Annotated in this window: 19 protein-coding genes; 11 read left to right on the forward strand and 8 right to left on the reverse strand. The window is 35.9% G+C overall.

Annotated features, from left to right (window positions below):
- Position 1: 1 nt before the first annotated feature.
- The 4 genes from AC52J8_RS05535 (at position 2) to AC52J8_RS05550 (ending at position 3754) form a co-directional block, all read left to right on the forward strand.
- Positions 2-1318 (forward strand): NAD(P)/FAD-dependent oxidoreductase, encoded by a 1317-nt coding sequence (locus tag AC52J8_RS05535; RefSeq protein ID WP_086399825.1) that lies wholly within the window; start codon positions 2-4, stop codon positions 1316-1318.
- Between the two features lie 13 nt (positions 1319-1331).
- Positions 1332-1685: an ethanolamine utilization protein EutQ gene (locus AC52J8_RS05540; RefSeq protein WP_086399826.1), complete on the forward strand. Its 354-nt coding sequence runs from the start codon at positions 1332-1334 to the stop codon at positions 1683-1685.
- 205 nt (positions 1686-1890) lie between these two features.
- A complete protein-coding gene (locus AC52J8_RS05545) occupies positions 1891-3063 on the forward strand; it encodes a hypothetical protein (protein WP_086399827.1) in 1173 nt (390 codons plus the stop codon).
- Between the two features lie 76 nt (positions 3064-3139).
- Positions 3140-3754 carry a MarC family protein gene (locus AC52J8_RS05550; protein ID WP_086399828.1) on the forward strand — a complete coding sequence of 205 codons (615 nt, stop codon included), beginning with the start codon at positions 3140-3142 and terminating at the stop codon, positions 3752-3754.
- Positions 3755-3801: 47 nt separating this feature from the next.
- On the opposite strand, the gene yddG is transcribed toward AC52J8_RS05550, so the two are convergent.
- The 3 genes from yddG to AC52J8_RS05565 form a co-directional block, all read right to left on the reverse strand.
- Positions 3802-4710 carry an aromatic amino acid DMT transporter YddG gene (gene yddG, locus AC52J8_RS05555; protein WP_086399829.1) on the reverse strand — a complete coding sequence of 303 codons (909 nt, stop codon included), beginning with the start codon at positions 4708-4710 and terminating at the stop codon, positions 3802-3804.
- A 159-nt stretch (positions 4711-4869) separates the two neighbouring features.
- Complete coding sequence (locus AC52J8_RS05560) at positions 4870-5784, reverse strand: DMT family transporter (RefSeq protein WP_197738978.1); 915 nt, start codon at positions 5782-5784, stop codon at positions 4870-4872.
- Positions 5785-5826: 42 nt separating this feature from the next.
- A complete protein-coding gene (locus AC52J8_RS05565; protein ID WP_086399831.1) occupies positions 5827-6033 on the reverse strand; it encodes a type II toxin-antitoxin system Phd/YefM family antitoxin in 207 nt (68 codons plus the stop codon).
- Between the two features lie 739 nt (positions 6034-6772).
- Between AC52J8_RS05565 and AC52J8_RS05570 the strand changes: the two genes are divergently transcribed.
- Positions 6773-8248: a toll/interleukin-1 receptor domain-containing protein gene (locus AC52J8_RS05570; RefSeq protein WP_069123790.1), complete on the forward strand. Its 1476-nt coding sequence runs from the start codon at positions 6773-6775 to the stop codon at positions 8246-8248.
- Positions 8249-8327: 79 nt separating this feature from the next.
- On the opposite strand, the gene AC52J8_RS05575 is transcribed toward AC52J8_RS05570, so the two are convergent.
- Together AC52J8_RS05575 and AC52J8_RS05580 are read right to left on the reverse strand one after the other, a co-directional pair.
- Positions 8328-9437, reverse strand: a complete 1110-nt coding sequence (locus AC52J8_RS05575) for a PIN domain-containing protein (protein WP_069123789.1) — start codon at positions 9435-9437, stop codon at positions 8328-8330.
- A gap of 171 nt (positions 9438-9608) precedes the next feature.
- Complete coding sequence (locus AC52J8_RS05580) at positions 9609-10115, reverse strand: hypothetical protein (RefSeq protein WP_069123787.1); 507 nt, start codon at positions 10113-10115, stop codon at positions 9609-9611.
- A 715-nt stretch (positions 10116-10830) separates the two neighbouring features.
- Here AC52J8_RS05580 and AC52J8_RS05585 point away from each other — a divergent pair.
- Positions 10831-11385 carry a TetR/AcrR family transcriptional regulator gene (locus tag AC52J8_RS05585; RefSeq protein ID WP_086399881.1) on the forward strand — a complete coding sequence of 185 codons (555 nt, stop codon included), beginning with the start codon at positions 10831-10833 and terminating at the stop codon, positions 11383-11385.
- 105 nt (positions 11386-11490) lie between these two features.
- Positions 11491-11736 (forward strand): hypothetical protein, encoded by a 246-nt coding sequence (locus tag AC52J8_RS05590; protein WP_078225176.1) that lies wholly within the window; start codon positions 11491-11493, stop codon positions 11734-11736.
- A gap of 34 nt (positions 11737-11770) precedes the next feature.
- On the opposite strand, the gene AC52J8_RS05595 is transcribed toward AC52J8_RS05590, so the two are convergent.
- Together AC52J8_RS05595 and AC52J8_RS05600 are read right to left on the reverse strand one after the other, a co-directional pair.
- A complete protein-coding gene (locus AC52J8_RS05595; RefSeq protein ID WP_086399833.1) occupies positions 11771-12457 on the reverse strand; it encodes a pirin family protein in 687 nt (228 codons plus the stop codon).
- A 191-nt stretch (positions 12458-12648) separates the two neighbouring features.
- Complete coding sequence (locus AC52J8_RS05600; protein ID WP_086399834.1) at positions 12649-13509, reverse strand: siderophore-interacting protein; 861 nt, start codon at positions 13507-13509, stop codon at positions 12649-12651.
- Positions 13510-13902: 393 nt separating this feature from the next.
- Between AC52J8_RS05600 and AC52J8_RS05605 the strand changes: the two genes are divergently transcribed.
- Positions 13903-15750: an AMP-binding protein gene (locus AC52J8_RS05605; RefSeq protein ID WP_086399835.1), complete on the forward strand. Its 1848-nt coding sequence runs from the start codon at positions 13903-13905 to the stop codon at positions 15748-15750.
- 70 nt (positions 15751-15820) lie between these two features.
- Here the strand turns inward: AC52J8_RS05605 and basB are convergent, their stop codons facing one another.
- Positions 15821-17851, reverse strand: a complete 2031-nt coding sequence (gene basB / locus AC52J8_RS05610) for an acinetobactin non-ribosomal peptide synthetase subunit BasB (protein ID WP_086399882.1) — start codon at positions 17849-17851, stop codon at positions 15821-15823.
- A 631-nt stretch (positions 17852-18482) separates the two neighbouring features.
- Between basB and bauD the strand changes: the two genes are divergently transcribed.
- From bauD to bauE, 3 genes are read left to right on the forward strand one after another with little or no spacing between them, the layout of a single operon-like run.
- Entirely contained in the window at positions 18483-19424 is a 942-nt protein-coding gene (gene bauD / locus AC52J8_RS05615; RefSeq protein WP_001210791.1) for a ferric acinetobactin ABC transporter permease subunit BauD, read from the forward strand.
- Positions 19424-20371, forward strand: a complete 948-nt coding sequence (bauC, locus tag AC52J8_RS05620; protein ID WP_086399836.1) for a ferric acinetobactin ABC transporter permease subunit BauC — start codon at positions 19424-19426, stop codon at positions 20369-20371. The genes bauD and bauC overlap by 1 nt, the downstream gene beginning before the upstream one ends.
- Positions 20368-21138: a ferric acinetobactin ABC transporter ATP-binding protein BauE gene (gene bauE, locus AC52J8_RS05625; RefSeq protein WP_000582117.1), complete on the forward strand. Its 771-nt coding sequence runs from the start codon at positions 20368-20370 to the stop codon at positions 21136-21138. The genes bauC and bauE overlap by 4 nt, the downstream gene beginning before the upstream one ends.
- The last annotated feature ends 1 nt before the right edge of the window (position 21139 follow it).

Consider the following 21139-nt stretch of genomic DNA (forward strand, 5'->3'; position numbering starts at 1 on the left):
AATGATTGCTTTACCAAATGATGATAGTACCTGTGGTTGGTATGCGGCATTACCTCCAGCAGGTCCTGCTAAAAAGTTAATAGGTCCACAAAAAGCTGACTATGCCATTGTCGGAGCAGGCTTTGCAGGTTTAGCAGCAGCTCGAAGATTAGCTGAACTCAAACCGAATGCCCGTATTATTTTAGTGGATGCACAACGTGTAGCCGAAGGTGCTTCAGGGCGTAACTCAGGGTTTGTAATTGATTTACCGCATAAATTTGCTTTATCACATCCAGACCCTTCACATAAACAAAAGTTATTGAGTCTGAACCGATCGGCAATTGCCCAATTACAAGGCTTGGTAGAGCGCCATAGTATTGATTGCCAATGGTCTGCTGCTGGTAAATATCAAGGAGCTGTGGGCGAACGTGGTGAGGCACATCTCAATCATTTTGAGCACCTAATGAAAGATTTAGGTGAACCATATCGTTGGGTTGAAAAAGCAGAACTCAAAAAAGTATTAGGTACAGATTTTTATAGCCGTGCGATTTTTACTCCTGGTTCATATTTGATGCAACCAGCAGCTTTAGTACGCGGTATGAGTGACCATTTGCCAGACAGCGTTGAGCTATTAGAGCAATCTCCAATTCGTAGTTTGCAAAAAAGTAATAACCAATGGCTTTTACAAGGCGATGAAGGGTCAATCACAACACCTAAAGTCCTACTTGCGACGAGTATTTTTACGCGTGAATTTGGTTACTTGAAGAACCGTTTATTACCAGTCATGACTTTTGCGAGCTGGACACGTCCATTAACTGATCAAGAAATGAAAGTTTATCGTGGTGAGTTAGATTGGGGGCTTACTCCAGCCGATCATGCAGGAACAACATTAAGAATGACTGCTGATCGCCGTATCTTAATCCGTAACACTTATAAACACGTGCCTAAATACGGTGCAAACATAAATGATGATAATCGTCGTTGGATACAAGAAGATCATCGCAAAGCATTTTTAGATCGTTATCCAGATTTGGCGAATGTTCCATTTACCCATACATGGGGTGGTGTTTACGCTATTTCTCGTAACTTCACTAATTTCTTTGGTGAATTAGAAGATGGCGTTTATGCGAGTGCTTGTGACAATGGTGTAGGAGCAGCATGGGGCACAATTTCAGGAACGTTATTGGCTGATCTCGTTGTTGGTTCAGATTCTCAAGCTTTAAAAGATATTCAGTATGTCACTGGTATGCCTAGCTTAAATCCACCAGAACCGTTCTTAGGTTTAGGTGTCAGAACACGTATTAGATTTGAAAAATGGCGCAGTCGTAGTGAATTGTAAGCGGGAGAAATAAATGAAAGAAGTAAAGTTGGTTGATAGTGCTCACCTAGATTTTAATTTACGTGGCGAAACACCAGACGGTACAGCTTATGTGGCAAGAGCATTAGGAGCTGATGTTTCCCCAAACATGGGTATTGGTTTTGCACGCTGGGAAGGCGCGGAAGTAAGTTGGAAATTACTTTATGACGAAGTCATTTTTGTAATTGAAGGCTGTTTTGAACTTACTGCTAACGGTCACAAATATGAAGTTCGTCCAGGACAAATGTTGTGGATTCCTGAAGGAACCGAGCTAATTTATGGTGGACATGCAGTATTTGGTTACGTAGTACATCCAGGTAACTGGAAAGAATTGCACGGAATTGCATAACAAAAGCGATCCATATTGTTCAGGAAAAGAATGATGTGGGTCGCTTTATTCTTATGAGTACCTAGCCCTGAATAAGGGCTAAGGTGAATTAACGAAAATTTTAAATTTCAGGAGCTTCTCCTGAACAGGGAAGTGTTGTCTGAAAAAAATAAGCAGAGGATAGGAAAGGTTTTCTGCAAATATTCATTTAAACAAGGATTTGTAAATGAGCAAAGTCTATTTAACACTTGGATTTGGGTTAATTTCGGTTGGAATGGCATTACCTGCTTTTGCCGGAGTAACTTTTGGAGATCCTAAAAGTGATACGGGTGCTTTAACAATTTCAGGTGCTTTACGTGGGAATTATCAAGATAAGGATTACGGCGAGTCTGCATCAGACCAGAAAATAAAATTTGATGCAGCTATTTTAAGACTAGGTTATGAGTCACCCGACTGGTTTGGAAAAGTCGAATATCGTTGTTATCAATACGATAAATTCTGTGATTTCTCGACTCTAGTTTATGGCTATGCTGGCTACCATTTAAACGCAACAGATCATATTACTGTAGGTGTGCAACCCATTCCTTTTGGACCAGGTCGTTTTTGGGATAGCAGCTTTTACGCTGGTATTAACAACACTATGGGTTTGCAGGATGCTTCTAATCTAGGAGCAAACTATCACTTTGAATTACCGTCTGCGACTAAAGTGGATTTGGCTTATTTCGCAACTGATGGCGGTAACTATCACGGGACTAGCAAAGACTCAGCGCGTTATACGGCTAATGTTGTCACCTCATCTGATCCACTCAAAACCAACCTTAATGAAAAAAACATGTGGATGGCACGTGTAGATCAAGATCTTAAGTTTTTAAGTACAGATGATCTCAAGGTATCGGTTGGGGGAAGTTATTGGTATTCAGACATTGAGAATAAAAAAACTTCTGCTGATGGTACGAGAAATACATGGGTGCTATTTAACCGTATTAACTATAAAAATCTGAATGTCGTGCTTACTGGAGGGCGGCAGTCGATTAGTAATAAAGATGCATTGAGTCCAGCTAGCTCAACTTTTGGTTCTTTTGACGGCGAATACGACATTGCGAACAAGGGCTATTTCTATACGGTTGATACTAGCTATGTCTTTAAGAATGTTAAAGATTCACTCAATGTTACGCCGTATGTTGTTTTTAGTGGTTTTAACAAGAAAGAAAATGGATTTGATGACTCACAGCGCAACATTGTTGGCGTGGCTTGGGACTATAAAAATATTTCTTTATATACCGAATATGTGATGAGTAAAAATGATCCGTTTGTTGGCGGCAATGGTAGTTCTCTTGCAGCAGGCGATGATGGGAAATGGAACAAACTCTTAAATCTCATGTTGATTTATAGCTTTTAAGAGTTTGCACAGGTTTTTCATTTATCAATTTTCAGGAAGTTTAAAAGCTTCCTGAAGTCATTTAGGGATCATAAAAATGTCATCACCCTTTATTAGTACATTTATTTTGTTTTTCTCACTACTTAACCCATTCCTCATGAGTATCTATATGATCGGACTAATTCGTCATACAGATACTAAAGTATTTAATAAAGCTTTGATTCAAGGAGGTCTCATTGCATATGCAGTTTTTCTCTTATTTGCGTGGGGTGGAGAAGCAATTTTTAATCGGTATTTAAATGTAAGATTTGAATCATTTCAGATTTTTGGTGGCCTGATTTTTCTAGTGATTGGATATCGATATGTATTTCAGGGTGCCGATACCATTGGTGAAATGCGAGGAGCGCCTGAACATTTGGCTGGGACGGTCGCTATGCCTTTTATGATTGGTCCAGGAACAATTAGTGCAGCTGTAGTGACAGGCATGAGTATGTCTCTTGTAGAGGCCGCTATAGTGATTGCCTTAGTGCTATTTCTGAGTTGTAGTGTTTTGATAGCAATGAAATTTTCTCATGATCACTTACGTTATAGCCATGCCAAATATATTGATCGTTATTTTGATATTGTAGGACGGTTAGCTGCTTTATTAATTGGAACAATCGCAGTCGATATGATTGTGAATGGTGTTACACGTTTGATTGATAAAGTTTGATAAAAGTAAAAAGTCACAGCCAAAATACGATGGCTGTGACTAAGAAATTAAGAAGCTAATTTCGCTTGGTTATGTTGAATATGGTTTTTTCGAATTGAGAACCAGCAGATCAATGATCCGAAAGTAACCGTTAATGCGCCGTACCAAAAATTGATTGTTAAATCGGAGTTCAAAACAAAAGCTGAAAATGCCGATGAGAAAATTGGAGAAAAATAAGAAAGCATAATCAAAACAGGCATATTGCCTTTGATAATGCCAATATTCCATGCTAGATACCCCATAGAGAAAAAAACAGCATTGATAAAGACAAACAGGTAGCCGTTAATTCCATGCGTATGAGGTAGGTTGAAACCTTGAGTAGAGAGAGTAAGAATCCATAAAGCTATTGCAGTTAAGATAAAATAAAGCGAAACAGCGTTAGTTCCATTACTTTGCTTTTTGGTGTAGATACAATAGACCGCCCAAAGTATAGATGCTAAAAAAATGAGTAGGTAACTAATCGGATTTTTTAAAAAGTTATCAATAAAGTTTAGGTTTGGATGATAGTTAATTACAACTATGCCCGAAAAGCTTATAACCACTCCTAATATTGTCATTAAATTTACTTTTTCTTCTTTTAATACTGCCAACATAATAATAATTAGAGTTGGCCACATATTAAAAATAATATTCATCTCAATCGATTTTTCTGATGAATTTGCTAGAGTAATTGAAAAGGCAAAACATAATTCAAAAACAACGAAAAGCAAACTAGATAGAATAAGAAACTTCTTTGAAACCTTTTTTAAATCGGGTAGGCCATATGTTAAGAATAAAATAATAGCACTGATGGTGTATACGTAAGTCACAGTATAGATAGGACCAAAAATTTCTGTAGAAAGCCTGAGTAAGCCAACTAAAGTGGACCAAAGTAACAAAGCAGGAACACCGATTAAGGTTGAGATTTGACGGCTCATACGATAGACCCGATTAAAAAATTAATCATAATTTTTAAATGGGCACTTTAATAGTTAGTCGAGCACGATAAATAATCATGAGTTAATGACTTTTTATCATCATTAAAAATAGATAATGAAAATACTTAAAATATATTTTTTATAATTTAAATATTAGTTTTATTTTCTTTTAAGTGCAATAAGCATCACACCAAAAATATTAAGAAAACAGCCTAGCCACTGGATTGTATTTAAATACTCGCCTAAAAGAAAGACTGAAAAAAGAATAGTAACAATTGGGCTAATGGATGAAATAATAGCAGATTGCGTTGCGCCTACGTACTCTATACTTAATATTAATAAGAGGGTGGGTAAAACCGTAACAAATAAACCTAAACAGATTCCGTACCAAATAACTTGTATAGGTAAAGAGGTAAGTAGCTGTACAGGATGACTAGTTACAACTAGAAAATGTATAAGTGTACCAATACAAGCTGCAGATAAAGATAGTCCTGTTAAGTTCCATGAACCAAATTTTTTGATTAATGGCGGGGTAAGTAAGAGGTAGCAAGCAAAAGCAACAGCACTGGCAAATACTAAGCTTGCTCCAAACCAGAAGTTATGTTGGTCTGGAAGCATTTTTTGCTCTTGGAGCATAACTAGAACTGTTCCGCCATAACTTAAGATCAGTGCAAATATTGTTTTTGAACTTAGTTTTTGCTTGAGGATAAAACTCGATGCTAAAACGGTCATAGTCGGATATAAGAATAAAATTATTCGCTCTAATGACGCCGTAATAAACATGAGGCCATAGAAATCGAGCCAGCTAGAAATGTAATAACCTAATAAACCAACTGAAAGTAAATATAGAATATCTTTTAGCTTGATATTGCGATTTTGATGGCGACAAAACCAACAGATTACTAAAAAGAAGGGTAGAGCAACTCCCATACGGATAGCCATTAGAGTAATGGCATCTAATGACGAAGTAAGGCTATATGCCTGTTTAATAAAAATGGCTTTACTGCTAAATAGAAATGCAGAGATAAATGCAAACAAGGAACCAAGTTGAATTAAAGAAATATTGAGCTTCATGGAACCTTGCTGCATGAATAAAGAGGTTTTTTTAGAGAGGCTTTAAGCTTCTGAATTTTCTTTTGATGCTGAAATTTTATAGTAAGCAACATCATAGACAGCTTGTCTGTAAGCTTCATAAGATGCTTTGCTAATAACTACTGCGGATTCTCGGCCTCTTCGAGTAATTTCTACAGGATGCCCAGCGACAGCTTGATCCATAATCATGGTAAGTTGTGCTCTGGCATTTGAATAATTCCACTGATTCATTTGTAGTTCTCCCTGACTAATCCAGCATCAAGATAGGTGAAATGTACGATTCGCTTCAACGGATTTATTTTCAAGAACGAATGATTTTTTATCATGGATAGATATAGCTTCGTGAAGTGTTTCTCGATATAGATTTAAGTTTTTTATGAAATTGATATGTAACCTCAAAAATCTGTAACCTTTTCAATTTTTCAAAAGGTTACGCCATGAGAGCCTTGCTACATAAGGCTGTAACCTCAGTAACCTTTGTAACCTCTAAAATTTAGCTGTTTCTTAAATTAAAGTGAGAAGATAGATGTTGATATAAAGCTACAGCAAAGACAGTAGAAGTATTTTTGTATCATGGCTTGTATCATTGAAATTTTTTAATTTTTTAAATATAGAATTATCAATTAATTAGTAATTTGTTTGGTATTGGATATACCTACCAAGATATTAAAGTCATATAAACTCGAATAGCTTTACATGACTAAAAAAGCCCTAAATTATAATGGTTTAGGGCTTTTTTATTGCTAAATATAATTTATGGATAACCTTAAGTATCTTATGAATAGTATAAGTATTTAATTGAAAGCTAGCCTTTCCGTGGTGGAGGCTCTAAATTTTTGAAAGCATTAAAAAGCTAGTTTTAAAGAGCAATAACACTTAGGTATTAAAGAGAAAATAAATTTAATAAATTATTTTATATTATAATAAATCAACTTTAATTATTAATAAGTTACAGATTAGAGAAAATAAAATGCAGCCAATTCAAACTCCTAAAATATTTATATCTTATAGTTGGTCAAGTCCTGAACATGAACAATGGGTATTGGATCTTGCTGAAAACTTAATGCAGGATGGTATTGATATTGCATTAGATAAATGGGAACTGCGCGAAGGGGATGATCCGATTGCTTTCATGGAAAGCATGGTTAACGACCCGTCTATAACAAAAATTATTATGATCATTGATAGTAAATATACGGATCGTGCAAATGGTCGACATGGCGGGGTGGGCACAGAATCCACAATTTTATCTCATGAGCTTTATAGTAAACGAGATAAAAATAAAATTGTTGCTGTAATTGCAGAACCTGATGCATCTAAGCCCACTTTTTATGCGGGAAGATTACATGTTGATTTGTCGAATTCTGATAAATATGCAGATGAATATGAGAAGTTAGTACGATGGGCATTTGATAAATATAAATATGAAAAGCCAAAAAATCTCGGAGCTGTCCCAAGTTTTATTGTGGCAGAGGATGATGAGGTTGTCTTATTTACAAATACTCAATTTAAAATGGCATTAGATGCTGTTGAGAAGGGGAAAAGTAATGCTAGTAGCTTGGTAAAGCAATATTTAGATAAGCTTTATTCTGAATTACCTAAATTTGCTCTTTCTAAAGATGATAGTGTAATCGAGGAAGTTTTTAAGCAAAAATTAGAACATTTCCAACCTCATTTATATGAGTTTAAAAAAATTGTTGAAGCCGTTTGTATCCATTCTAATGATCCGAAGATTTTTAAGCATTTCCGTGGTTTTCTTGAAAACCTTCTAAATTTATTAACAGTAGTTCCAAATCAACCTGGGCGTTTAATCGCAGATATAGAGTTATTTAGTTTTATTAATTATCAAATTTTTCTCTCACTCGTAACAATTTTAATTAAAAATGAGCAATTTAATGAGCTTAAAGAGATTCTTGATGAGCTATATATGTTGCCAGAAAATTTTCATTATCGTTATTCATCCGAAAAGAAATATACAACATTCAAAATTTTTAATCCCCCAGAATACAGTTTTATCGAAAATAAATTAAAACAAAGATGTTATTCACCTTTGGGTGATCTTTTAAAGGATTATACTGATAATAGAGTTGTTAATTTTGACGAAATTTGTGAGGCTGATACATTTTTATATATTAAATCATTAGCACAGCTTTCAAGTAGAAGTGATTTTTATAAATACGTATGGTGGCCCCATGCTTCTTTCTATATTTCAGGACATAGGCATCATCCTTTAAGAGTTTTTGTAAAATCTGAACGAGCATCTTATTTTGAAGAAATTAAGAATGTTTTAAATGTTAAAGATCTACAATTTATAGAAGATATACTGAATATTAATCAAGAAGGAGGGTATGGTTATTCTAATCCATATATTCCGAAATGGAATGGAGCATTTGCTACATTCGATCTAAAAACTTTTACAAATTTAGAAAAGTTGAAATCATTATAAAAAATTAAATGAGAGGATTTAGGGCTATTAGACGTAGCCCTATTTTTTATTTTAAAAAATTATAAATAATCTTTTTAATTTATTCAAACATATCATATGCTGGATTTGTTGGAATAATTTCTGAATTCTTTTCAGTTAAGATAAACACTGAGTCCTGAAAGTGAAAATCAGATATTTCAGCATTTGCTTTTATTCTTTCTGAATAAATAATATCTATATTTGCAGAATATTTTTGCTTATGGGTTTTAGTAATTTTATTCTTCCTAAGAAATACATAAACCTTATCTTCTGGGTCCCATGGTGAGCTATCATAATCGGGTAGCATATATGTTGCGGTCAACTCGACTTCAAATTCTACTTCATATTCAGCTGACTCCTCGGTAATCTCAATCAAAGTTTTATTGGCGATAACAATTTTATCAATTTCTAAATCGTAGACTTCCTCATCAAGATATTCATAACCTTCAAATTCTACTTCGAATTGAGATTCTTCTAAAGTACGCTTCGCTCTTTGTATTATTTTGTCTTCTAAACTTAAGAATACATTATCTGCAAAAGTGATTGGTTCTAAAAGCTCTTGGTCATTTCGTAACACTAAATCGACTAATTCATCAATAGAGTTGAGATGAATGCAATTTTCATCTTTTTCAGCATATGCTTTCATATCACCATCGGTACTTATGATATAGATCTTTAGATGTCTTGATTTCGCAACGTCTTTTACAGCTTCAAGAACAAAAGCATCTGGAAATTCATGTTTTTTTGCTTCACTTATAAATGGTGGTTCATTCGCGAAATATTTATTAAAAATTACTTCAGGATTCACATCTTTTATTGAAATATTTTCTATATGTGGAGACTCAAGAAATTCATTAAATTTTGAGTTGATGTTGTTAAATACGTCATGTTTAGTAATTTTATCAAAAATAGAATGGATAGATAGCTCTGGAGTTGCTCGTAATATCTTTCCATCAGCATGGATATAGTCATTTAATTTTTTAATTGCTAGTGTTGACTTTTTTAGAAGATGTTCCTCAATTTCCTTCTTTGTGATATCAGTAATTAGAAGTTGAATTTTGTCTTCTTCCAATAGATTTTGAAGCTTTTGAAGTATATGGTCACCAAATTGAAAATTTTTGTTTTGATAAGCACATGTATCAATAAATACTAATCTTGTTTCTAATTCCATAAGTTTACTCATTAATTTTTGATTTCTTAAGTTATATCAATACATTGTAAAAAAATCCAAGCTATTTTTACTTTCTTGCCTTATTTATCCTTTTTTTAATTTACTTATAATAAAAGTAGCTGAGGGATTTTTATAAGATTATAAAAGTAAAAATGATCAATTCATATGTATTTAAAAGAATTTTTTGTATATTGAATATGGATATAAAATACTAATTAATTCATTAGTGCATCTGTCCAGTCTTAACGTATTTTGCTTTGTAGCTTCTAATTGCAAAAATTGTACTATTTGCATTTCATCTGAATTTCTAACTACATTATTAATAGAGTGATATACACTTTCCTTGTATATAAAATAGTTTTTTAATAATAATTCTAATTTTTTATCTTTTTTTCTGTTTATAAATAGCATAGCTCTATGAGCTCTTTCAGATGTCTCTTTAAAGTTTATTAATTTTGTTTCTAATTCAGTTTTGCTTTTTGAACCTTCCAATACAATGCTAAAGTTTATTACAGATAATTCTAATAAATCTTTTATAGCTTCTTTAGATTCATTAGCAAAAACTTCCTTACCTTTTTGAAAAAACCATATTATAAAAACAATGAAGCCCATTAAATAGGGAGTGACAACCTTGAATATTTCTAATAAATCAAAATTAGTAGTAAAGCAGTATTCCATTTATTATCCTTTCAATAGTCGACACAGTAGCCACACAATACCAGAAGAGTTAGCTATTCATTTTTGTTAAAACCTTAATTTTATCATGCTTAGCTTTATTTACTTGCTTTCTATGCTTGTCTTTACTCAACACACCCCAAAAACCCCCTTTTAACAATAACTATCTCATTATTTATCCTTACTTTTTAATGATCTAATTTAAAACAAATGTCATTTTGTGTGCTTGACTGGTAAAGGGTAGAGCACTATCCTTTGCCTGCTGGCCACATTGCCAGTCGGTTTTAGCAGACCGTTCCGAAAAGCATTAAAAGTTAATTCTTTTAGTGACGAACCCTCGTGCCCCCTCTACGGTGGAACGGGAGGGGGACACCTTCGGGTGTGCTGGGTTTTTTCGGCCAGTCTGCTAACCCCCTTTCGTTCTGCCACCATAATTCTATAAATGTCTGGCAGAACTCCCAATAAAAAGGAGTTGGCTTTGCACATTCATAATTTCTTGGCAGCCTTTGCCAAAAGCTATAACGACACAACTTAAAAATTTAAAGCAGCTTGATGACCTTTAGGGTTTTCAGGCTTTAAGTCATTACGGCTCAAAAAACTTGCATTAACTATAAAACTTGAGATGTGCCAAGCACAGTCTTACGGCTTTGCTATGCCTTTTTTTCTCCCAAAAAAAGTATCTCGTTTAGAAACAACAAGAATTTATAACGGTAAAAATATGCCAAATTTAGTTCTCTCAACACGTACGATCCAAATTATTAATACATCGATTCATTTGTTTCACCATCACGGATTTCACACAGTGGGCATCGACCGAATCGTGAAAGAGTCTCACACTCCAAAAGCAACTTTTTATAACTACTTTCATTCTAAAGAGCGATTTATAGAAATCTGTCTGATCGTGCAAAAAGAACGCTTAAAAGAAAAAGTAGTCTCAATTGTTGAGTACGATCAAAGTACAAACGTTAAGGATAAACTTAAGAAACTTTATTTCTTACATAGCGATGTAGAAGGGCCGTACTATTTATTATTTAAAGCAATTTTTGAAACGAAACTCATCTATCCAAAAGCCTATATCACCGCAGTGAGATATAGAACGTGGCTCATCAATGAAATCTATAGCCAGCTGAGAACACTTAAAAATGATGCGACTTTTCAGGATGCCAAATTATTTTTATATATGATTGAAGGCACAATCATTCAACTTTTAAGCTCGGATGTGGCAATTGAGCGAGAAAAGACGCTGGATTGTTTTTTGGCGGGGTTGGTTTAATGCAACTTTTATTTATCAAAAAAACAACTTGTTTATTAAACATGACTCATATAATAAATGGGAACACAACAAGCATCTCTGTAGCTTGATCTAGGAGGTCGTTATTTGAAGTTATTTATTATTATATTCATAGTCATTTTTTCTAGTATTGGGCTCATTTGTTTAATCGCACTACTCAGAAATTTAAAAAATTATTCACCATCTGGTGAGCATGATCATTCATCTGCTTCAACACATCATTTTCACGATAATAGTCCGAGTCATCATCATAGCTCTAGTTATTCAAATGACTGTTCATCATCATCTTCAGATTCAGGCGGATGTGATGGCGGTGGTGGCGGGGGAGATTAAAAAAAGCCCTTTTATGCAAAGGGCTTTTGATAATTTAAGGTAAATCGAACCAGATAAATTGACTGTCTTCAGTTGCATGAATTGTCGCTTTATCTTCAAAAACTAAAGCATCGCCTGCTTTAACTTCTTGATCGCCAATGCGAATTACACCTGAAATCACATGCACATAGTTCACTTTTTTAACCGTATCAACAGTTAACTCATGTCCTTTTTCCAATACTGCAGATTTTACTTCTGCATTTTGGCGAATATGCATTGGTGCATTTGCATCAGGCCCTGCAATTAAATGCCATTTGTTTGGATCTTTACGCGGGTCAAGATTAATTTGCTGGTAATTTGGCTCTGCATCTCTTTCATCAGGAATAATCCAGATTTGTAGTAAATGTACAGGCGTATCAGTGTTGTTGATTTCACTGTGGGCCACACCTGTGCCGGCACTCATAAGTTGCCATTCACCTGCTTTAATCTGGCCTTCATTTCCCATTGTGTCGCGATGTGAAATTGCACCATCTAGCACACAAGTTAAGATTTCCATGTTGTCATGGGAGTGCGTACCAAAACCATTATGTGCATCAATCTGGTCGTCATTAATTACACGTAGAGCGCTTACACCCATATATTTAGGGTCATACCAGCTACCAAATGAAAAGCTGTGATAAGACTCTAACCAGCCTGCTTTTACATGACCTCGATCTTCACTACGATGTAGATAAGCATTCATGATCTAATCTCCCAAATTTTTATTTATCTCTTGAGAAATATAGTAATGTTCTATGTGGACCTAAAAAATAGGTTAACTGCAACATGTCGTTGCATAATTGATATGGTCGTATAGCTTTATATTTATAGATGTATGTTGACCCATAAAAAAACCTGCCTTGAAGGCAGGCTTTATTCAAATGATTGTTGATCTTAATTTGCTAGATCAAGGTCATCATATTCATTCAACGTCTTACCTTGCTGAATATGTTTCTGATAATGTTGAGCACGGAGTATGTCTAGTTCTGAACTTGATACGCCATCTCTCCAATAGCCAGCAATACGCACGTCATTTTTATTAAACTGTTTGTCTTCTAGAAAAAACTGACGTAAAGCTCTGGCTTCTTTGCGTTCGCAAGCCGCCCAAATCGTAATATTGTCATAAGTTTTTAGCGCAAATGCTGCTTTTAAAAGAAGACCTTTTTGTGGCGTGTGATGTTCTTTATGGAAAGAATGAATTTTAACATGGTCATGATGGGGTAATTGGCTAGCAATATCTTTTTCAAAACTTTCAATAAAAATATCCGCACTTACGCCATTTTCCCATTCATTCAGTATCGAATATAACGCGGGTACAGCCGTATCATCGGCAAACATGACCACATGTTTTTTATGTATGAAATTTGGAATGAAATGAGGGCGGGGGCCAATAAGCCCGATTTTTGTACCCACTTGAGCCGAATTAAGCCATTCCATTGCTGGACTTAAATCTTCATGTTTAACAAAATCAATTTCGATTTGAGCGTTTACAGGATTGAAAGAACGGACCGTATAGACGCGTGAGATGGGTTGTCCCTCTGGCGGATTGCTCACAATTAACCGAATTGCCAAATTAGGAGCTTGCCAAAGCTCTGGCTGTAATGTGTTGATTTTTCCTTGAATTCTTACAATGGACGGATATGGCGTATGGATTGAGACGATAGTCATCTCAAGCTGTTCCATATCTTGTAAATGGTCTTTTTCTTTTAGTAAGTCGCCATATTCTTGTTTCGATTTTTCTGCAATTTTTGTCATACATATAACCCAAGCTTCATGATTACTATAGAGCGTAATAATTGATATAGATGTAGTCTCTCTATTCATTACGATAACCAAGTTGGCTCCAAATGTAAATAATAATCATTATTAATTGTGGTTTTTAGATCATAAATATAGACCTCTAAACGATTAGACCTAAGGTTAAAAATTATCTTATTGTTTTGATATTTATCATTTTTCATAAATGGCTTTTAAAGGGGGAAAATTGATATTTCTCACAATATTAATTGTAAATGATTATCATTTGTATTATTGTGCTGGGATATCTATTATTCGAACAAACAGCGATAAAGACGACATTTTTATAACTTTGTTTTGAATATTAGGTGAGGTGGTATTGCATAAAGAATAGGGTGAGGACCAAGATAAATGCTAAAAGATTTGAGTCAAAATTTAGGGCAAATGAATGATAAAAATAACAACGTAGAAAATTTCTTAAAGCGAATTTATGAAAATATTTTTGATCAAAATTCCAATCGAACAGCACTTATTTTTGAAGACCGTAGCATTAGTTATGCTGAGGTAGGGACTCAGATCGCCAAAGTTATGTATGCGCTAAAAAAGCAAGATTTGGCGACAGGGTCTGTGGTTGCAATTTGCTTGAGAAAAAGTCCTGAGCATATTTATACAGCTTTGGCATGTGCGCTCACAGGCATCATTTGGCTACCTGTAGATATGGATTCTCCGCCGTCGAGACTGAACTATTTATTGACGAATAGTCGGGCAGATGTTGTGGTAAGTGACTTATCCATTGCTGGTGTTCAAAACCTAAATATTAATGAAATTTTATCGGCTACAACTGAGTTTGAACCGAGCTTTAATGCCGAAATTAACCGACTTCCGGCATATTATTTATATACTTCGGGAAGTACAGGGACTCCGAAATGTGTGGTCTTAAATAATCAAGCCACAGAAAACACGCTACAACAGACGATCTCGGAATGGGGAATTACTGCTGATGATGTGATTATGGCGGTAACACCGTTTCATCATGATATGTCGGTATTTGATGTATTTGCTGCAATGGCAGTGGGCGCAACTTTGGTGGTTCCATCCTTTGAGCAAAGTAAAAATGCTGTTGTCTGGGCCGATTTAGTAGATCGTTACAAGGTTACGCTTTGGAGCAGTGTGCCTGCCATTGTCGATATGCTGTTCATTGTAGCTCAAAAAGAACAACTAGAGTCTTTGCGCTTAATTGCCCAAGGCGGCGACTATATCAAACCTTCACTCATTTCGAAGTTAAGAGAACAATTGCCTAACGCTCGTTTATTTTCATTAGGTGGGCCTACTGAGACCACGATTTGGAGTATATGGCATGAAATAAATGAGCAAGATCAGGAAATTATTCCGTATGGAAAAGCTTTAGAAAATAACCGTTATTATATTTTGGATGAAAATCTAAAACCTTGCCAAATGGGCGAGGTCGGTACGATGTATATGACCGGCCTGAATTTATCAAATGGTTATTTACTTGATGGGGAGATTTATTATAAAGATTTCGTTGAAATTCAAGTGAGCGAAAATGAAACTCAAACTGCTTTTCGCATGAGTGATCAAGGATATTTTAGGGAAGATGGAAATATTATTTTTGCTGGACGTGAGGAAGGTTATTTAAAAATAAAAGGCGTGAGAATCTCTGCGGCCGAGGTTGAAAATGCTTTAACCAAGAACCCGTATATTCATAATTGTGTGGTGGTAAGTTGTGTACATCCAACGACTGAAACTCAAGAGTTAGTCGCCGTTTATAACCTAGAAAATAAATACAAAACTACTCGCTTAAATAGCCCCGAATTAAAGAACTTTTTAAAAGTGCATTTGCCGAGTTCACATATTCCTTCGAAATATTTGAGCATCGAAACCATACCTTTGACCCGAAATGGAAAAATTGATCGTAAAGCTGTGCAAGAAATCGCTCAGGGGAAAATTTATGTATCTTCTACGTTGGCTACAAATTCCACTAAAACACAGTCATCAATCGCTGAGGTGGGAGACTCGGTTTTATCGGTTTTCCGTGAATGCATAGCTGACAGCCAAGCTGAAAGAATGGATATTTTTTATAGAAGTGAAATATTAGCGATAGGAATTCGTCCGAAACAACTCATGAGTATTGCTCAGAAACTTTCTCAGAAGCTCAATACAGAAATTGATTTTTATACACTTATTAGCTGCAAAACAATTCAGGATGTGGTGAATAAAGTAGAGCAGCAAATAAAATAGAAAAATTGGAATGTGCTTAAAAGCAGAGCCGAGATGTTGGCTTTTAAGCACATGGTTGGTTTTAGGGCAACTAGATTTGAGCTAAGGTTGCCTTAATTTTTTCACAGATATTTTCCACTATTGCAGTCGGGAAGCGGTGGGCTTGATAAGTAATGATCATGCTTAACTGATGTTGTCCATCAATCACATTTTCCATAATTTCAAAATGCAATCCGAACATCGATTCATCACGTTCCGGCAAGATCTGGCGATAAGGAAGGTCTTGTCCCTGATGTGTTTTGAGCGCGCCGTTTAAAGCGTTATTTGAATGGATATGAACAAACACATCAAATAACAGTCCTTCATCGGCGCTCATCCCTAATGCATTTTGAATATGGTTGATTGGAATATCTGCATAGGCCATCGAGGTATTAATCATTGTGCTGATATTATGGAGCAACGATTGGAATGAATCTGAATTGCTAAACTGTGTGCGATGCGCAACCATGGTCGTAAAGTAACCCACCGTATCAAAAAACTCAGGATCAGTTCGTCCAGATGCAGAAGTACCAATCACAATATCTTTTAAATCGCCTTGTTGCTGTAACGCATTGGCGATAGCAGTATAGAGAACTGCGAAAATAGAAGAGCTGTGTTGTCTCGAAAATGCGAGGAGCTTTTCATACATTTCTGGTGCAAATTTAAGTTCGAGCCATTGGACTGGAGGTTTTTCCTTTTCAGCATTTAATTCATGTTCTGAAACAGGGAGACTTAGACCTTTGGTTGCTCCTGTTAGCAGGTTAGTCCAATAATTTAGATGGTGTTGGTTGATGCCTTGCTTTTGCTGGAGTAAAGAAAAATCAAGAATAGATTGGGCAGGTGCCTTCCAGTTTGGTGCTTGAGCATTTGAGCGAGCAAGATAAGCATGCGCAAGGTCAGCCATAATGGTATTTAAAGACCATTCATCAATCACCATGTGGTGAACTAAGAACGATAGAGTTTGGCGACCTTTGGCATTTCGAATTAAACGAATTCTTAAGGGAAGTTCACGGGTTAAATCAAATTTATATGAAGCTTCACTGGCAAGCGTTGCATCTTTACTTTCGGCACTGTTCCAAAACCATTTGAATTGTTGAAGTTCAGACGTAGGAACCACCTGTTGATAGGTTTGACCATTGGCGCTATTAAAAATTGTGCGTAAACCTGCATGGCGCTCAACAATATCTGTAAAGGCTTGAAAGAAAATATCTTCATTAATTTCTTCAAGGAATTCTACGGCAAATGGCAAGTTATAAATTGGGCTAAAATCGAACGCAGAATAAGCTTGCCACAGGAAATCTTGAGCTAAAGTAAGTGGGGCTTTATCGACACTTTGTAAGGTGGATTTTTCAGTTTTTGCAGATTTAACGAAAGCATATTGGGCTAAGTCAGCAGCAGATGGAGATTTAAAGAAATCATTAAATTGAATCTCAATTCCATGTTTATTGAGTAGATTTCCAATAATTCGTGTTGCTAATAGTGAATGGCCGCCAAAATCAAAAAAGTCATCATGTTGGCTCATTTCTGGCTCAGCGAGAGTATTTCGGAACTCTTCTAAAATAATTTCCGAAACATAAGCTTGGTTAGGTTGTTCTGACGCTTTTGTGAAACTTGTATCTAGATGATGTGAGATATCAATTTCCGTCAGTACCAATGGCATATTATTGGGTGAATATTGTCGATAGCGATTTTGTATGGCCTGAATGAAATCTGACTTTTGATAGCTTTCATCAAGAATCGGGTGGAGCGCTAAAATAAGAAAATAGTCTTGTTCAGTTTCTACCAGACTTGTAAAAAAAGGGGGATGAAATTCTGCATTCCATGGTTGCGCTTTTAAGTTAGCTATCTGCTCAAATACTTGTTCTGTATTGCTCTTTTTTAATTCTAGGCAAGCTGAATGATCATCAAATGGATATTTGTATAAATCGCCTTCGTCACTAAATGTATAGCGGACATTTAAGTCAGGCGTAGTTTTAATAATGTCTTGAATTGCTTTAATCAGCAGTTGAATATCTAAACCTTGATTAACTTTCCACAGATTAAAACGTCGATTAACTTGTTCAGGCTGCTGTAATTGCAACATCCAGATATGTTCTTCGTAATCAGTAACCGAAAGGAGAGAGGGCGATTTGGAAAATTGTTCCAACATAAATGAATCCTGGTTTATCAAATGGCTATTTTCATCAATTTTTATTTCGCAAATTTTTTACATTAGATTAAATTTCATATAATTCATAATGTTATAGATTTGCTTGTTTGCAAAAATTGACCTTTTTCTAATGAGTTGATGTCCACATGAACTGTACTGATGTAACAGTAGGGTTACATTTTACCTTTAAACATACTATAATTGATTCTCATTTACATCAAGATTATTATTTGCAAGTAGATAGTGCCAATTGAGAATGACGAATTTTTAAAATAGAAAATAAATAATAAGTGATTGATTAATATTTATTTAATTCGAAATTGGTTGGGCAAAAATAATTTAAAGATGAAAAAAACGCTCCTCGGAATAGGGCTGTGATTTTGCCTATTTAAAAGGAACTGATTCTGTTGTCTCGATAAAATTGAGGAATTTTCATGAGAATATTCAATCATGAAAGGTTAATAAGCCCATCAAATGTTGAACAAATTTTCCCTCGCTTTGGTTTGATGGGATTAAATTTGCAATTTGCATCGGCTTTATTACGCTCAAGTGGGGCACGCCACTGATGCGATTTGGCTTATTCTGTATTTTTATCATTTTATGTATTTGCTCATTATTGCTCGGGGCTGAACAAATACAGTGGTCTACCTTATTTTCTTTTTCTCATGAGAGTTGGCTCACTCTTACAGCCAGCCGTATTCCTCGTTTAATTACTATTGTGCTTACCGGTATCGGGTTGGCGGTATGTGGCGTCATCTTGCAGCATATTGTGCGTAACAAGTTTGTTGAACCGGAAACTTCGGGTGGTTTAGATGCTGCCAAACTGGGAATTTTAGTGTCGTTAACTTTAGTTCCGGTAACCAGCACGCTGAGCAAGATGATATTTGCGATCATTTTTTGTTTTATTGCCAGCTTAATTTATATCGCAATTATTCGCCGGATCCGTTTTAGAAATACGGTTTTAGTACCGGTAATTGGTTTGATGTACGGCAGTGTACTGAGCGCTTTAGCTGAGTTTTATGCCTATCGCTTTAATATTTTACAAAGTATGCAAGGGTGGCTTTTAGGAGATTTTTCAAAAATTGTCCAAGGCCACTATGAAGTTATTTACATTATTTTTCCGATTGTTGTCCTGACTTATCTTTTTGCACACCGCTTTACTGTGATTGGTATGGGGGAAGAGATGGCTTCTAGCTTAGGACTCAGTTATGCGGCTATAGCCGCCATTGGTTTGATACTGGTTGCCATTACAGTTTCAACCACAGTAATTACGGTTGGTGCTATTCCTTTTGTCGGGCTCGTGGTCCCCAATTTAGTCGCACTGAAATACGGAGAAAACTTAGCTAAAACCTTGCCGATTGTGGCTTTAGGTGGGGCGTCTCTATTACTGATTTGTGACATTCTTGGCCGCTCGATTATTTATCCATTTGAAGTGCCGATCGGACTTACCGCAGGTGGTGTGGGGGGAATTATTTTCCTCATCCTCATTTTGAGGGAGTTCAGATAATGCGTATTACAAAGCTATGGATGATTTATCTGATTGTCATCTGCCTAGCAATAAGTTTTTTATTTTTAAACTCAGGGTTAGATTTTGATTACGTCATTCCTAATCGACTTCTGCGTCTTGCCACGATTGTGATAGCCGGTATTTGCGTTGCTTTTTCCTCGATTGTTTTTCAGACATTGGTTGGTAATCGTATTTTGACCCCTTCCATTATGGGTTATGAAGCGATTTATCTCTTATGGCAAGTTTTGTTGTTGTTTTTTTGGGGGACACATGGATTAAGCCAGTTAGGGGTAAATGGTAATTTCTTTATTTCTATCGTTTTAATGCTGTTTTATTCGTGGGTAATCCATAAGTGGTTATTGCCATATGGCAGAAATGATGTGTTTCTCCTGTTGCTTTTAGGTTTAGTCCTTACGATGGTCGTCGGGACGGTTACTCAATTTATTCAACTCAAAATTAATCCTGGTGAATTTTCTGTTTTCCAAGGCCTTAGCTATGCTTCGTTTAATCGCTCACAACCAGAAACTTTATTATATGCCAGCTTAGCCGTAGCCATTGTTCTATTCCTCGGTAGAAAAGCACTTCCTGTTCTGGATGTTCTGGTTTTAGGGCGTGAGCAAGCCATTTCATTAGGCATTCATCATCACAGTTATGTCAGTTTCTATTTAGCCCTGATCGCTATTTTGGTTGCGGTATCTACCAGTCTGATTGGCCCGACAGTATTTATGGGCGTATTTATTGCCAACATTACTTATGCACTAGCAAGAAGTTATAAGCATAAATTAACGCTGCCCATGGGTTGTGCCATCACGATTGCCATATTTATTGCTGCTCAAATTTTAGTTGAGCACGTTTTTAATTACAAAACGACCGTCAGCATTTTGGTCAATCTGGTATGTGGCATTTATTTCCTTGCGCTGACGGTTCGTACCCGAGGTGTTGCATGATTCATGTCAAGAATATCAATAAGTCATATGGAAATAAGCCAATACTGACTGACGTAAATGTTGAATTTCCTACAGGTCAGGTGACGTCACTCATTGGTCCAAATGGAGCCGGAAAATCGACTTTGCTCATGATGATGGCACGTTTAATTGAGCCGGATAAAGGCGAGATTTTTCTTAATCATCAAAATATTGCTGATATTAAAACCGCTGTTTACGCCAAGCATGTCGCGACTTTACGTCAAGCACCCGGCTTTAATTTGCGCTTAACCGTAGAAGAGCTAGTTTCATTTGGACGCTTTCCCTATAGCCGTGGTGTTTTAACCGAGCAAGATCGTCAGGTGGTTGATGAGGCTATTGAGTTTCTTTCTTTAGAGCCGCTGCGCAAATCTTACATCGATGAAATTAGTGGTGGTCAAAGGCAAATGGCCTTTTTGGCGATGACGATCGCACAGCAAACAGACGTACTTTTATTAGACGAACCCTTAAATAACCTTGATATGAAACATGCCGTTCAAATTATGCGTGCACTCAGACGCTTATGTGATGAACAAGGACGCACTGTGATTTTAGTCATTCATGACATCAATTTTGCCACGAATTACTCGGACCATATTGTCGCGCTGAAGAACGGCAAGCTTCATTTCAGTGGGTTAACCGAACAAGTGATTACAGAGGCGCAATTAAATGATCTGTACGAGCTTGATTTTGAAATTACATACAGTGAGCGTGGCTGTATGTGTAATTACTTCAACTCATCTGGAGCTTGAA

The sequence above is a fragment of the Acinetobacter sp. S-1 genome (genome assembly GCF_059579785.1).

What these genes read in the sequence shown, in the direction of transcription:
- AC52J8_RS05535 (WP_086399825.1), top strand. Translation starts at nt 2, where the DNA reads ATGATTGCTTTACCAAATGATGATAGTACCTGTGGTTGGTATGCGGCA.
- AC52J8_RS05540 (WP_086399826.1), top strand. Translation starts at nt 1,332, where the DNA reads ATGAAAGAAGTAAAGTTGGTTGATAGTGCTCACCTAGATTTTAATTTA.
- AC52J8_RS05545 (WP_086399827.1), top strand. Translation starts at nt 1,891, where the DNA reads ATGAGCAAAGTCTATTTAACACTTGGATTTGGGTTAATTTCGGTTGGA.
- AC52J8_RS05550 (WP_086399828.1), top strand. Translation starts at nt 3,140, where the DNA reads ATGTCATCACCCTTTATTAGTACATTTATTTTGTTTTTCTCACTACTT.
- yddG (WP_086399829.1), bottom strand. Translation starts at nt 4,710, where the DNA reads ATGAGCCGTCAAATCTCAACCTTAATCGGTGTTCCTGCTTTGTTACTT.
- AC52J8_RS05560 (WP_197738978.1), bottom strand. Translation starts at nt 5,784, where the DNA reads ATGAAGCTCAATATTTCTTTAATTCAACTTGGTTCCTTGTTTGCATTT.
- AC52J8_RS05565 (WP_086399831.1), bottom strand. Translation starts at nt 6,033, where the DNA reads ATGAATCAGTGGAATTATTCAAATGCCAGAGCACAACTTACCATGATT.
- AC52J8_RS05570 (WP_069123790.1), top strand. Translation starts at nt 6,773, where the DNA reads ATGCAGCCAATTCAAACTCCTAAAATATTTATATCTTATAGTTGGTCA.
- AC52J8_RS05575 (WP_069123789.1), bottom strand. Translation starts at nt 9,437, where the DNA reads ATGGAATTAGAAACAAGATTAGTATTTATTGATACATGTGCTTATCAA.
- AC52J8_RS05580 (WP_069123787.1), bottom strand. Translation starts at nt 10,115, where the DNA reads ATGGAATACTGCTTTACTACTAATTTTGATTTATTAGAAATATTCAAG.
- AC52J8_RS05585 (WP_086399881.1), top strand. Translation starts at nt 10,831, where the DNA reads ATGCCAAATTTAGTTCTCTCAACACGTACGATCCAAATTATTAATACA.
- AC52J8_RS05595 (WP_086399833.1), bottom strand. Translation starts at nt 12,457, where the DNA reads ATGAATGCTTATCTACATCGTAGTGAAGATCGAGGTCATGTAAAAGCA.
- AC52J8_RS05600 (WP_086399834.1), bottom strand. Translation starts at nt 13,509, where the DNA reads ATGACAAAAATTGCAGAAAAATCGAAACAAGAATATGGCGACTTACTA.
- AC52J8_RS05605 (WP_086399835.1), top strand. Translation starts at nt 13,903, where the DNA reads ATGCTAAAAGATTTGAGTCAAAATTTAGGGCAAATGAATGATAAAAAT.
- basB (WP_086399882.1), bottom strand. Translation starts at nt 17,851, where the DNA reads ATGTTGCAATTACAGCAGCCTGAACAAGTTAATCGACGTTTTAATCTG.
- bauD (WP_001210791.1), top strand. Translation starts at nt 18,483, where the DNA reads ATGCGATTTGGCTTATTCTGTATTTTTATCATTTTATGTATTTGCTCA.
- bauC (WP_086399836.1), top strand. Translation starts at nt 19,424, where the DNA reads ATGCGTATTACAAAGCTATGGATGATTTATCTGATTGTCATCTGCCTA.
- bauE (WP_000582117.1), top strand. Translation starts at nt 20,368, where the DNA reads ATGATTCATGTCAAGAATATCAATAAGTCATATGGAAATAAGCCAATA.